This window comes from Psychrobacter sp. DM8 (assembly GCF_051307025.1).
GTDB lineage: Bacteria > Pseudomonadota > Gammaproteobacteria > Pseudomonadales > Moraxellaceae > Psychrobacter.
Genome location: NZ_CP195538.1, coordinates 527996 through 541540 on the forward strand (window position 1 = coordinate 527996; position 13545 = coordinate 541540).

Here is a 13545-nt window from a genome sequence, read left to right on the forward strand (position 1 = left end):
GACGTTATCGAGCGGGCTTTTTTGACATTAAATATTACGTCTAAAAATCATCGTCGTTGCTGTTTTCGGCTGCATCTGAATCAGCAATATCGACGATATCAGGGTAATCGCTATCATCTAAATTGTCTTGCACTAAGACGTTATCGATATTGGCTTCATCAATATTTTGCCTATGCATAGGGGTTAAGCCTTGCGTAGCATCTGTACCAACTTCTGAATTATCAAACCCAGCACTATTATCAATGACATCATCATTATTTATCGTATGCAGCATAGGATTGTCTAAATCAACCAGCTGATCATCAGTCTCCATATCCATGCTCTTGTTACTATCGATACCGTCCATCTCTTCGGGTAATGGTGATTTTGAGTTGTCCATAAAAATCCTTATATTATAAAAAATTATGACTGACAGTGTGCAACTTTGCGGATGGCTGCGCTAGTAGTAAGGTGTCATAGTGTGTTCAAAATATGTAAGGATGACCTATAAAAAATGACTACCTTTAAAAGTAGTCATAAACTATAAACAGCCGTCATAAATAGCGCGTAGGTAAAAATAGTAAGTAGTCGCAAATGCATTTTATTTTTTGTCTAAATCATTATTTAGCACTCACTTTACTACTGACAAAACGTATTAAGGAGTCTGGCGCGACTTGCGAGAGTTTTTGAATGACCTTGGCTGGCATGCCAACAGAATAATGGACCTCTGATATTCTATCGTTAGTGCGACAGCTCAGGCTACATATGGTTTTGGCAACATCATCGACGCTCAGATTGATACCTAAGCGATCAATACTCGTCACTTCTAGATCTTTAGTCATATCGGATTTGACCCATAACGGCATCACGTCTATGACCTTAATACCGAGTTTGGCGTATTCAATATTTAAGCCCTCAGTCAGGCCGCGAACAAAGAACTTGCTGGCTGAGTAATTGGCAACTTCGGGTTGACCATAGATCGCAGATGCTGAGGATACATTGATAATTTTGCTATGTTCGCTATTGGCTAAATGCGGTGCAAGCTTATGACAGCCGATAAGCACGCCCTTACAATTGACGTCTATGAGCGAGAGCTGATCTGCCAGATCTGTTGATGGCAGAGCGCCACTGACAAGTAAGCCTGCGTTATTGATGAGCACATCTATACTACCAAAATGAGTGATCATCTGATCAATAGCCATATCCCAAGCATCAGGCTGCACCACATCAAGCTCACCTATAATGACGCGATTTTGTTTAGTAGCTTTTTTAAAGGTTTTATCTTCGATAGCGTCTTGTAGAGTGGCAGTATTGGTCGCGAACAGCCCAACACTGTGACCTTTGTCCGCTAGGCGCTTAGCTGTTGCCAAACCAATACCACGTGATGCACCTGTGATTAATATATTCATGTGTATCTCCTTTTTATCGTGAGGGTAACCATGTTTTAATCGAGAGTAGGGTGATAAGCTACAGTTATCTATTTAGTCACTCTACTACTTTTTACAGGGCCGCGCAGGGCTTTTACAAGTACTGTATATTTACTTTTGTTTATATTATTGACTAACTGTGATATTGACTAACCAAGTCATTCACTAACCAAGGTAAAGTCTGAACGACTTGCCAATTGCATCTCAAACTCACGCAGTGTAAACGTCCATAGATACCAGAGTGCTATAGCATACACCACGCCCTCAGTCAGCTCTTCCACCGCCACACCGATACTCTCTGAAAAGATAATCGTATTCTCGCCCATATATTGCAGTATCGCCAGCAGGGCAACAATGAGATACAAAGACACAGGCACGCGCTTTAGCATTGACCACAGGTAACGCCAAGAATATATAAGCAGTCCTAAAGCTACGACATAGATGACTAGTAATACCATATCCTCCCACCACTCATAGCTATGATTAAACAGCAGCAGGTTGCTCGGTATCACAAGTTCTGGCAGATGATTGAGCTCGCGGCGTATCACCGTAAAAAACACCAAAACAGACGCCAGCCAAAAGTAGCGACCTTGTTTGATATCGCTTTTGATAGCGTATTGCACGCAGCGTAGTAGACAGGCTATTAATAGGATAGAGCCTGCGATTTCAATAATGCCATTTTCGGTAAAAATGGGACGTCTCCTAAACGATAAGGCAAAGACAATACAATGCTTAGGTCTACTATTACTTTAGAGGTTAAGTTTAAAAGACGCATTATATCGCCAAATATAATGCCATGCTATTGTAAATATTGACTAATTAATTCATTGATAAGGTTAAGGTTTTTTGAATATCAAATTTATATACTGTCAGATTAGTCTATTAAAAAGGGCGCTGGTGACGCCTTGTGCTGGTATTTGCAGGCTTGAGCAAAGCAGTCACGGCTCAACCGCATTTTATGGCGACAATCTAGTATTAGTGTTATCAAGTATGTCGTTTTAAATATTAAATCGGTGGGTTACGCTTTAGCTTCGCTCTCTTAAAGCTTGAAAAAGCTAACCCACCCCACGCCGAAATCCAATCTAAATCAGTACTTAATGCGCCTTATCCCAATTCTCGCCGCTGTCTGTCTCAACCAATAACGGTACGGCAAAGTCAACGTCCCAGCCCATGCTTTTTGCCGTATCAGTGAGCACATTTTGCATAGCGTCGGTAATGAGCTGGCTTATCTCATCGACCTTGTCGCTATCGACTTCAAAGACCAGTTCATCATGCACTTGCAGGAGCATTTTGGCTTGCTCTTTTGGCAGTACCTTATCCACGGCTATCATCGCAAGCTTGATCAAATCGGCAGCAGAGCCTTGCAATGGCGCGTTAATCGCCGCACGTTCTGCGCCTTGTTTGACCATACGGTTACTATGATTGATATCGGGGGTGTAGAGTTTGCGCCCAAGTATGGTTTCGATATAACCACGCTGCATGGCACTAGCTCGCGTATCGACCATATATTGCTTGACGCTAGGATAGCGATCAAAGTACATATCGATGTACTCCTGTGCCTCATTGCGGCTCATCTGCAGCTGCTTAGCTAGACCAAAGGCGCTCATACCATAGAGCAGACCAAAGTTGATGGCTTTGGCATTACGGCGCTCAGTGGCACTGACCTCGTCGACCGCTTTTCCTAAGACCTCAGCTGCAGTCGCCGTATGAATATCAAGACCTTCGTTAAAGGCGCGGGTTAAGTTGGCATCGCCTGAGAAATGCGCCATGAGACGCAGCTCAATTTGCGAATAATCCGCCGCTAAGATGACGCGGCCCTTTGGGGCGATAAAAGCTTGGCGGATCAGGCGACCGGTCGCGGTACGGATAGGAATGTTCTGTAAGTTAGGATCCGTTGAAGACAAGCGCCCCGTACTGGTCAGCGCCTGATGATAGCTGGTATGGACACGGTCAGTCTCGCTATCGGCGACTGCATCGAGCGAGTCAGTATAGGTGCTTTTGAGCTTGGAGAGTCCGCGATACTCTAAGGTAATATCGACCAGTGGATGATCGACTTTAGATAGTACCGCTTCGCCCGTAGAGTACTGTCCTGATTTGGTCTTTTTGCCACCAGGGACGCCAAGCTTTTCAAAGAGCATCTCGCCAAGCTGTTTGGGCGAGCCTAAATTGAATTCCTCACCTGCGACCTCATAAGCTTGTGCCTCAAGCGCGATGATCTCTTCATCAAAGCGCTTAGATAGCTCATTTAAAAACGAGCGTTTGATCAAAATGCCTTGAGCTTCCATCTGACACAGTATCTGCGCGACGGGGATTTCAAGCTGGGTGAGCAGACGCGTATTGTTCTCATCATCGGCAAGGGTTTCACTAAACAATTCAAACAACTGATAAGTGATGTCTGCGTCTTCACAAGCATAGTCACTGGCAATATCGATAGCGACTTGATCAAAGCTGACTTGCTTAGCTCCTTTACCTGCAACGTCCTCATAGCTGATAGTTTGGGTATGCAAATAGTGACGCGCCAAATCGTCCATGCCATGGCGAGTCGCGGCGGCGTTGATAACATAGCTTGCTAGCATCGTATCCATCGCCCAGTTATTGGGGCTGCTATGAATAGCACCGAGCAGGTTAATATCGTAGTGACTCAGAATATGAGCATCGTATTTTAAATGCTGCCCGATTTTGCCGATGTTAGGGTTTTCTAGTAGCGGTTTTAATCTAGCTAGTACCGTATCGCGGTCGAGCTGTTTGTCTAGCAATTCATCACCCTCAAGCTTGTGCGTGAGCGGTACGTAATAGGCTTCATGCGCTTGCAGAGCAAAAGACAGACCGACGATTTCAGCTTGTCGCCAATGAATACTGGTTGTCTCGGTATCAACAACGAAGTAGGGTGCGCGCTCTAACTGCGCGACCAAACTCTCAAACGCTGGCATGTCAAGTACGGTATGCCAAGCCTTGTCATGGCTTTTACTGTCTTTGATATTATCGATTTTGGTGGACTGAAGTGACTTGGCGACTTGGGCTTGTGATTCGGCGTTTGCTTGGCTATCTGCCACACTTTGAGTGCCGTTTGCTGGGTGATTGGGGTGATCAAGAGAGGCCAGCTCATTTTTAAATTCAAGCTCGCTATAGAGGGCGCGTAGCTCGTCAATATGAGCGCAGGGGTCAGTATTTATTTTTAGATCTGTCCAGTCTTGGCCGATATCTAAGTCCGTTACGATAGTGGCAAGCTCAGCATTCATCGGAATATCTGCTGCATGCTCGACTAGGTTTTTGCCTGCACGACCTTTTATATCGGCGACATTATCTAACATGGTAGCGATATCGCCGTACTGGTTGAGCAAATCTTTTGCCGTTTTTTTACCAATACCCGGCACGCCTTTAATACCGTCGGATGAGTCACCCATCAAGGTCAAAAAATCGATCATTTGGTGCGGCTCAATGCCAAACTTTTCAACGACGCCTGCGCTATCAGTAATTTTACCTGTAAAGCTGTCTTCTAATATAACGCAGTCGTTAATCAGCTGCATCATATCCTTGTCACCGGTCGAGATGACCACATGATGACCCTCAGCGACAGCGCGATAAGCGAGTGTACCTATGATGTCATCAGCCTCCGCGCCTTCGATACGCAGTAGCGGAATCCCTAAAGCGGCGACTAAGCGATGGATATAAGGTATCTGCTCTGCCAACTCAATATCCATCTTGGGACGATTGGCTTTGTATTCCTCGGACATCGCATGGCGAAAGGTTGGCGATTTGGTATCAAAACAGACCGCCATATGGGTCGGATGGTAGCGGCGCATTAATTTAAGCAGAGCGTTTAGCGTGCCGCGTATGGCATTAGTCATCAGCCCTTGGGTGTTTTCCATCGTTTTGGGCAGCGCGTGATAGGTGCGAAACAGATAGTAGGAGCCATCGACTAAAATAAAAGGCGGCTGGTCCTTGTCCACATGAGCGGTATCCATGGTCGCCACTTTGGGCATCGTCTCAAAATTAGGTCGCAAATCAGGATCAATCGGGGAGTGTGAGTTGTGATTATTGTCAGTCATAAAGGCCACTTATTATATATAAAATAAAAAAGATGACCTATTATAACGATAAAATCAGCGCGTGCCGAATGGCTTAAGCGTTAATAAGTGTACGTCGCCTGAGAGGGTAAATGTTTGCGCCAGACATAAAAAAAGAACCCAGTGCTGACTGGGTTCCCATCTTTAGTATACTATGTCTATCGAGAGATAAAAGCCTTATTTGACTTCTGATGTCACTTCGATATCGATATTGCCTTGGGTAGCTTTTGAATAAGGGCAAACGGTATGGGCTTTTTCAACCAGCTTTTGGAACTCATCGCTTGAGACTTCAGTACTGTCGCCAATCACATGAATCTTGACCGCTAATTTATAGTCATGATCGCCGCCTTGAATGAGATCAACCGTCGTTTCGGTCGTTGAGCCAAAACTTGCGCTTTCCATCTTTTTGACCACGCCCAAAGCGCTATCAAAGCAAGCAGCATAGCCCATCGCGAGTAATTGCTCTGGATTATTGCCTTCCATATTGCCACCCGGAGGGGCCATTTTTACTTTTAGATCGCTATCACTAAGTGAAGCATCACCAGTACGGCCGCCTGTGACTGTGGCTTTGGTAGAGTATAAAGTTTTCATAATTGTCCTTATTTATTATTGATAGGTGTTATCACAAAATAACCTATTCAGAGTAGCAAAATATCGAGGTTAGTTTATATAGCACAGGTAAAACTATACTTATAATTTGTAAGTGCGCCTTATCTTGAGCCCCTTGCTTAGTTCAAAGGTTTGGTTTAAAGGTTTGGTTCAAAAGATAAGGATTACTCTATTTCTGCGCCGCCTGCCATGCTTGCATACCACCAAGATAGATGTCAATGTGCGCAAAGCCTTGGCTTGCGAGCCATCCTGCCGCTACTGTCGCGCGCTGACCACTGGCGCACATTAGCGTGTAGTGCTGATCTTTATCGAGATCTTGCCACTGCTCATTGAGATGACCGACATAGATATGCGTTGATGACTCAATAGCGGCAGATGCGCGCTCATCCGCGTCACGAACATCAAGCAGCGTCCAGCCCGCTTTTTGATGGTCATTATCAAGACGCTCTTTGACTAAAGCGGTATTAATCATAGGCGTCTGCTCTATAGTCTCGCTTTGCTTAGCTGCTGCTACCACACCGACGTAACCACCAACGATATTATCAAGAGCAATGCGCACCAGATGCTCGGTTGCGGTAGCCATTTGAGCTTCATCAGAGGCAATTAGCGCCACGCTTTGGCCTTCCCCAATGAACCAGCCTGCAAACGCTGAGATCATACCGACTGGTAGACTCATGGAACCTGGCAGGTGACCTGACGCATAAGACATCGGCTCACGAATATCAATTAGATGATCTACGTTTAGATCTTTTAGCTCATCGAGTGACAGTATGCGAGGACGCATCACGCGCGGCGCGGATTTACCACCCTCCATGTTTAAGCGCTCCATGAGTCTAAAATAGGGCGGCTGATAATGGTTTTCGGCCACTTTAGCATCGATGAACTTATCGCGACTCTCGATTTGTAAGCGTGGATTATTAAGGCGCTCATGACCGACAGAGGAGAACTCACGATCAGCCATACCTGAGCCGCAGACAGATCCTGCGCCATGAGCAGGATAAATCATCGCCTGATCACCGAGGGTCAATATCTTTTGTAGTGAGTCGTAGAGTAGACCAGCCACTTCGCGGCGACGCTTGGGATAAAAGTCAGTACGACCAACGTCACCGACAAATAGGGCATCCCCTGTAAATACGCCAACGGCCTTGTCAGGGTACGCACTATCAAATAGGGCAAAAGCCAAATGGTCATCAGTATGACCAGGCGTCTCAAGCACTCGAATCTCAAGCTGATCAATAGTGAAGCTATCACCCTCGCGAGCGGTGTCAGCATAGACAACCTCTCGCTCAGGATTTGGCCCGTGCCATACTTTAGCCCCTGTTAGCTCTGCTAATATTGGCGCGCCAGAGACCAGATCCTCATTGCGATGCGTCTCAAAGATATGGATGATCTCAAGTCCTGCGGCGCGTGCTTTTTCGACATAAATCTCGCAGTCGCGGCGCGGATCGATGACCGCAGCTTTGGTACCTGAGCCTATCAGATAGGATAAATGCGAGAGTCCAGGGGTTTTGATTTTTTCTAATAACATAAAGATATCCTTTTTATATCAATTGTTTTTTGAAGCAAGGGTGCAGGTAATACTGAGCAAGTTTGTTTATAAGGAATGCCCTAACTCAAAAGTCACGCCCCAATAAAATAAGCGTAGCAAAGCCAATTATTTTTTATCGTATTATCTTATATATTATCAGTAGGTATATTGTTTCAGTGCCTGCTTGCCTTTGTGCAAAAATAGCATCTCAATCATAAATCCGCTACAATACGCGCACCAAAATCCCAGCTGTATTCAACGATAAGTTACCTACTATGAGCGCAGATACCAAATCATCAGCGACCAAGCTGACGCCAACTAAATTGGCTCGCGAAGTTGCCAAACGCCGTACCTTTGCCATTATCTCGCATCCCGATGCGGGCAAGACTACTATGACCGAAAAGCTTCTATTATGGGGTCAAGCCATTCAGGTGGTGGGCGAAGTTAAAGGCCGCAAGACTGACCGCCATGCCACCTCAGATTGGATGAGCATGGAGCAAGAGCGCGGTATCTCTATCACCACCTCCGTTATGCAGTTCCCGTATCAAGACCATATCGTTAACTTGCTTGACACCCCAGGTCATGCTGATTTTAGTGAAGATACTTATCGTACTTTGACTGCGGTTGACAGCGCGCTAATGATGGTCGATGGTGCCAAAGGCGTCGAGGAGCGTACCATCAAGCTGATGGAGGTGTGCCGCATGCGCGATACGCCGATTATCTCCTTCGTCAATAAGCTCGATCGCCAAATCCGTGAGCCGCTTGATCTGCTTAGCGAGATTGAGTCGGTACTCAAGATTAAGTGCATTCCTATTACTTGGCCTATCGGTATGGGGCAGGATTTCGTTGGGGTGTATCATCTGACCGAAAACAAAACCTATTTTTATGAAAAAGGTCACGGCGGCGATATGGCGGTCTCTGAGACTCGCGAAGGCTATGATTATCCAGATATACGTGAGCGTTTGGGCAAGCTGATGTTCGATGCCTTTGAGGAATCGCTTGAGCTGGTACAAATGGCGCTTGAGGATTTCGATGTCGATGAGTTCTTGACGGGTGAGATGACGCCTGTGTTATTTGGTACCGCTTTGGGTAATTTTGGTGTCAATATGGTGCTCGATACCCTAGTAAAGTATTCGCCGCCGCCAAAAGCGCATCCCACTGAAGAGCGTGAAGTATCCGCTACCGAGACTGACTTTAGTGGTTTTGTGTTCAAGATTCAGGCCAATATGGATCCACGTCACCGTGACCGTATAGCCTTTATGCGCGTGTGCTCAGGCAAGTACGAGAAGGGCATGAAGATGAAGCATGTCCGTCTAGGTAAAGACGTACGTATCGCTGATGCCTTGACGTTTTTGGCAGGGGATCGCGAAGCGCTAGAGGAGGCCTATCCTGGAGATATCATCGGACTACATAACCACGGTACCATCTCTATCGGTGACAGTTTCACCGAAGGCGAGGAGCTAAATTTCACGGGGATTCCGCATTTTGCCCCAGAGCTATTTCGCCGCGTAGTACTGCGTGATCCGCTTAAATCCAAAGCCTTGCAAAAAGGCCTTCAGCAGCTCTCCGAGGAGGGCGCAACGCAGGTCTTTATGCCGCAGATTAATAACGATTTGATCCTAGGTGCAGTCGGCGTGCTGCAGTTCGAAGTGGTCGCCCATCGCCTCAAAGAAGAGTACAAAGTTCAGTGCACCTTTGAGCCGGTCTCCATCGCGACAGTGCGCTGGATTCACTGTGATGATGAGGTGGCACTGACCAAATTTAAGAAAAAAGCTCACGATCAACTCTCGATCGATGGTGGCGGTTATTTAACTTATTTAGCGCCATCTCGGGTCAATCTGCAACTCATGCAAGAGCGTTATCCAGAGATTACCTTTAGCAGTACGCGCGAACACTAAGCTATTTATGATTATAAAAAGGACACGTATATCGTGTCTTTTTTATTGGGTAAACATGTTGAGCGGTTAGAGCTTTTTGCAAAACAAGCTCTAAAAACGTAAACAGTGTTTCAACACTAGAGGATAAAGGTTGCGGTAGAATAAAGGCAATCAATAAAAAGGAGTAGTAACATGACAAGCGATATGGACGACAGTAAAACAGCAAATGCAAGTGCAACCAATCCTACGTTATCAGATAATTTGGCCGCCAAAACTTGGCAATTAGATGCCTTGAGTGAAGCCTTGGGTGATCTGACGTTGCCGATTACTGATAGCTTGTCGGTCGGGCGCGGCAGTGATAATGATTTAGTGCTCGGTAGCAAAGAAGTCTCGCGCAATCACGCACTGCTTAGCGTGGCTGAGGATCAGCTGTATATCAAAGATTTAGATTCATCTAATGGTACCTTTATCAATGATGAGCGCATCGATGGCAATCAATCAAGAGCTTTAAAGAGTGCCGACATTGTTGGGTTTGCCAGCTTTAGCTTTCAAGTATTCGCGGTTGCTGATACAGCAAAACAGCTGCCTATTACAGGCACAGATAGCATGAATACTGCTGATATAAGTCCTGTTAATAATGACACTGTCAACAATACTTCTACTATCAATGACGATACTACGGCTGTCGATACTCATCATGACAATGCCGTTAGCTCTGATACGAGCCTTGATACTGGTGCAACTGCCCAAGCCATTAGTTTGGCAACTGGCGCTGCTGCGACAAAATCTACAATCTCTACAGGTTATAAAAGCAAAGCGTCTGATGGCACAATTAATATTAATGATGCCGCTGATATTAACAGTACAGCGAGTACTACTGATACCACTCTTTCGAGTAAGAAGCTTCCAAGCTCAGCTGAGCCAGTAGTCAAACAAACCATGGTGACTGAAGTCCTAGCAGCGAGCGATAGTGCGCAGCCTATCTCTAATAGTGTAGCGCATACAGATCATAAAGCTCAAACTGATGAGCCTATTGTCAAAGATACGATCGTGACTGAGGTGCTCGCTGCCGCAGACAGTACTGATATAAATAGCGCTGACGCGAATAGTACTAAAATAACAAATATGAATAGTACTGATGCGCCGATAAGCCGCGATTCATCAGCGTTAGATGAGACATCAGCCCCGACACCTACAGCCAATGCCCCCACTCACGAGGAGACAGTGATGTCCACTGAGCCTGCAAAAGATACCGCCCACAATACAAATACCGACAGTACAACCACCGACGAGCACTCAACCAAGCGCGCTCCTTATCACGATGATACGGTAGCTCCTGAACACGATAAAACGACAACGACTGAGCTACAAGAAGAAGCCGATCCAGAAGTACTGCGCGCCAAGCAAGCAGCTACTGCTCAGTTCTCAGGAACAGCTAATCTAGGCGGGTCACGCGATTTGGGCACGACGGGTAATAATGCGATGGATCAGGCGATCGATAATCCAGCTAATGCCGCTAGCACTGACAAAAAACCAAGTGGCGGCTGGTTTATTTGGGTGTTTATTATTATCCTAATTATCGGTATTGCGCTATGGTTATTTAATATGGGCGGCGTGTAAGCTCGCCCCAAACGTCTAGTCTTTTTAAATGCTTATTTAAGGTTTTATAAGTAATTAGGTAAGCTATCAAGCTGCCAGACTTTACAACGATAAAATCGTTATAAAGTCTGGCAGCTTATTTTTATGCTTAAATTAATGGTTACTGCCATTTGCTTTTACTCCTTGTGCTTGCAAACATTTTGTTTTAAGCACTCATAATATCGGTCAGTTTTGTTATACTGATTCGCTATTATTGACGACTATCTTTTGCTACTACTGTGCTAAGAGACCCTTTGCTATGATGAATTTTGAAGAATATACCGCTTTTAAAGCACAAGGCTTTAGTCATGCGCCGCTGATAAAAAAGCGCTTGATGGACGCGCAGACGCCCGTTTCTGTATTCTCCAAAGTACGTGATCTAAGTGGTTCGGCCTATTTGTTTGAGTCGGTGGTAGGCGGGGAGCGCTGGGCGCGTTATTCGATGATTGGCTTAGGTAGTGACTTGCTGCTGCAGTATGCCAACGGCGAGATGACGGTCAAGCGAGACAATGACATTAGCGTCAACGCAGTGGCTGATCCCTTTGACTACATTCGTAAGCTGATGGCGCAGTATAAGATGCCAACTGCTGATGATATATCTACGCTACCGAGCTTTAGCGGCGGTCTTATAGGCTATTTTGGTTATGACATGGTACGTGTCATTGAGCCGTCTGTCGGTCAGTCTGATGCACCAAACCCGATGAGTCTGCCTGATCTGTGGCTTATGCTGTCGATGAGTGTGATTGTCTTTGATAATCTTGAGAATACTCTATCTATTATTGTCTATGCTGATTGTACAAGCGATGAGGGTTATAGCGCTGCGATTCGCGAGCTTGAGAAGATAGAAGATAAATTGGCTGAGATGGCAGATTTGAGCACGCCGACCATGCCAACGCCCAAGTTTGAATCACAAACTGGAGAAGAGAAATATTGCACGGATGTCAATAAGATTAAAGATTATATCTTTGCAGGAGATGTCATGCAAGTGGTGCCCGCGCAGCGTTTGAGCGCAGATTACACTGGCGACTCCCTAGCGGTTTATCGCGCACTACGTTTTTTAAACCCGTCGCCTTATCTGTTTTTGGTACATGGTTATACTTTGGATGATCACAAACGCTTTGATATTATTGGAGCTTCCCCTGAGATTTTATCGCGTATTGAGAACGGGCAAGTGACCGTCCGTCCGCTAGCAGGCACCCGTAAGCGCGGCCGTGATGAAGCTGAGGACTTAGCACTAGAGCGTGAGTTGTTATCTGATCAAAAAGAGATTGCCGAGCACTTAATGCTAATAGATTTAGGGCGTAATGACATTGGCCGCGTTTGTGAGTATGGTAGTGTCAAAGTCACCGAAAAAATGTTTATTGAGCGCTACTCACAGGTCATGCATATTGCCTCTAACGTCGAAGGCACCGTACTACCAGATAAAGACGCGCTTGATGTCTTTTGTGCCACTTTCCCAGCAGGAACGCTCTCAGGCGCGCCAAAGATTCGCGCGATGCAGATTATCGACGAGGTTGAGCCGGTACGTCGCACCGTGTTCGGTGGCTCGGTTGGCTATCTAGGCTGGCATGGCAATATGGACACCGCTATCGCTATTCGCACTGCGGTTATGCGCCGCGGTAAGATACATATTCAAGCTGGGGCAGGTGTGGTTGCCGATTCAGTACCAGAGGCGGAGTGGGATGAAACCAACAAAAAAGCCTTAGCATTAGTTAAGGCTGTAAAAATGGCATGTGATGGTTTGCGTATTCAGTAAGGCCCCATTAAACTAGAACCTTCAATAAACGTTGAAAGTATATTTTAAGCCTTAAAAAATCACAATATAATCAACTGCGTAAGATTTTTTATAAAAAAACCATCTAAAAGTGCAAATAGGGCTTGTATTCTAAGATATATTTGATAGAATACTCCCCACTTTGAAGGAACAAGCCGACTTAGCTCAGTTGGTAGAGCAACGCACTTGTAATGCGTAGGTCGCCAGTTCGATCCCGGCAGTCGGCACCATTTTTCAAAGTCATTTTTAAGCATTAGTAAATAATGCCGCTTTTTACAAATTTACTTTTTTAAGTTATTTTTGTTTAAAGCACTCTTAGGTGGGGTTGGGGAGCGGTCAAACCCAACAGACTGTAAATCTGTCGCGAAAGCTTCGAAGGTTCGAATCCTTCCCCCACCACCATATTTTCTAAGTTTTATCGTAGCAGCGCCAAGCATGCTCTATAGCCAAACCTCTTTGAATACTGATATCAGTTAAGTAAAGAGTCACTTTGAATAAGAGCTATTGCGGGTGTGGTATAATGGTAACACCTTAGCCTTCCAAGCTAATGACGCGGGTTCGATTCCCGCCACCCGCTCCATATACGTGGCATTGACCGCAGCTTACCGTAAAATTTTCATCACGATAATCAGTTATTACCATTAGC

Annotated in this window: 9 protein-coding genes and 3 tRNA genes; 6 read left to right on the forward strand and 6 right to left on the reverse strand. The window is 45.6% G+C overall.

Annotated features, from left to right (window positions below; all coding sequences use genetic code 11):
• Window positions 1–40: 40 nt before the first annotated feature.
• The 6 genes from ACR64J_RS02315 to ACR64J_RS02340 all read right to left on the reverse strand — a co-directional run bounded on the left by ACR64J_RS02315 (window position 41) and on the right by ACR64J_RS02340 (window position 7610).
• The gene (locus ACR64J_RS02315) at window positions 41–379 is read right to left on the reverse strand and encodes a hypothetical protein (protein ID WP_435950293.1); all 339 of its coding nucleotides are present in this window, start codon (window positions 377–379) and stop codon (window positions 41–43) included.
• A 220-nt stretch (window positions 380–599) separates the two neighbouring features.
• Window positions 600–1388 carry an SDR family NAD(P)-dependent oxidoreductase gene (locus tag ACR64J_RS02320; RefSeq protein WP_435950294.1) on the reverse strand — a complete coding sequence of 263 codons (789 nt, stop codon included), beginning with the start codon at window positions 1386–1388 and terminating at the stop codon, window positions 600–602.
• Between the two features lie 176 nt (window positions 1389–1564).
• Entirely contained in the window at window positions 1565–2029 is a 465-nt protein-coding gene (locus ACR64J_RS02325; protein ID WP_317200123.1) for a hypothetical protein, read from the reverse strand.
• A 471-nt stretch (window positions 2030–2500) separates the two neighbouring features.
• Window positions 2501–5455, reverse strand: coding sequence for a DNA polymerase I (gene polA, locus ACR64J_RS02330; RefSeq protein WP_435950295.1), 2955 nt, complete (start codon window positions 5453–5455; stop codon window positions 2501–2503).
• A 195-nt stretch (window positions 5456–5650) separates the two neighbouring features.
• A complete protein-coding gene (locus ACR64J_RS02335; protein WP_317200122.1) occupies window positions 5651–6064 on the reverse strand; it encodes an Ohr family peroxiredoxin in 414 nt (137 codons plus the stop codon).
• Between the two features lie 187 nt (window positions 6065–6251).
• Window positions 6252–7610 carry an MBL fold metallo-hydrolase gene (locus ACR64J_RS02340; RefSeq protein ID WP_435950296.1) on the reverse strand — a complete coding sequence of 453 codons (1359 nt, stop codon included), beginning with the start codon at window positions 7608–7610 and terminating at the stop codon, window positions 6252–6254.
• A 275-nt stretch (window positions 7611–7885) separates the two neighbouring features.
• On the opposite strand from ACR64J_RS02340, the gene ACR64J_RS02345 reads away from it, so the two are divergent.
• The 6 genes from ACR64J_RS02345 to ACR64J_RS02370 all read left to right on the forward strand — a co-directional run bounded on the left by ACR64J_RS02345 (window position 7886) and on the right by ACR64J_RS02370 (window position 13479).
• Complete coding sequence (locus tag ACR64J_RS02345) at window positions 7886–9508, forward strand: peptide chain release factor 3 (protein WP_435950297.1); 1623 nt, start codon at window positions 7886–7888, stop codon at window positions 9506–9508.
• Between the two features lie 171 nt (window positions 9509–9679).
• Window positions 9680–11107 (forward strand): FHA domain-containing protein, encoded by a 1428-nt coding sequence (locus ACR64J_RS02350; RefSeq protein WP_435950298.1) that lies wholly within the window; start codon window positions 9680–9682, stop codon window positions 11105–11107.
• Between the two features lie 277 nt (window positions 11108–11384).
• Entirely contained in the window at window positions 11385–12881 is a 1497-nt protein-coding gene (gene trpE, locus ACR64J_RS02355) for an anthranilate synthase component I (RefSeq protein WP_317200118.1), read from the forward strand.
• Between the two features lie 172 nt (window positions 12882–13053).
• A tRNA-Thr gene (locus tag ACR64J_RS02360) sits at window positions 13054–13129 on the forward strand.
• A gap of 88 nt (window positions 13130–13217) precedes the next feature.
• A tRNA-Tyr gene (locus ACR64J_RS02365) sits at window positions 13218–13301 on the forward strand.
• Window positions 13302–13405: 104 nt separating this feature from the next.
• Window positions 13406–13479, forward strand: a tRNA-Gly gene (locus ACR64J_RS02370).
• Window positions 13480–13545: the final 66 nt, after the last annotated feature.

Bases quoted from the DNA above. Each gene is read 5' to 3' on its own strand.
- ACR64J_RS02315 (WP_435950293.1), bottom strand. From the start codon at position 379: ATGGACAACTCAAAATCACCATTACCCGAAGAGATGGACGGTATCGAT.
- ACR64J_RS02320 (WP_435950294.1), bottom strand. From the start codon at position 1,388: ATGAATATATTAATCACAGGTGCATCACGTGGTATTGGTTTGGCAACA.
- polA (WP_435950295.1), bottom strand. From the start codon at position 5,455: ATGACTGACAATAATCACAACTCACACTCCCCGATTGATCCTGATTTG.
- ACR64J_RS02335 (WP_317200122.1), bottom strand. From the start codon at position 6,064: ATGAAAACTTTATACTCTACCAAAGCCACAGTCACAGGCGGCCGTACT.
- ACR64J_RS02340 (WP_435950296.1), bottom strand. From the start codon at position 7,610: ATGTTATTAGAAAAAATCAAAACCCCTGGACTCTCGCATTTATCCTAT.
- ACR64J_RS02345 (WP_435950297.1), top strand. From the start codon at position 7,886: ATGAGCGCAGATACCAAATCATCAGCGACCAAGCTGACGCCAACTAAA.
- ACR64J_RS02350 (WP_435950298.1), top strand. From the start codon at position 9,680: ATGACAAGCGATATGGACGACAGTAAAACAGCAAATGCAAGTGCAACC.
- trpE (WP_317200118.1), top strand. From the start codon at position 11,385: ATGATGAATTTTGAAGAATATACCGCTTTTAAAGCACAAGGCTTTAGT.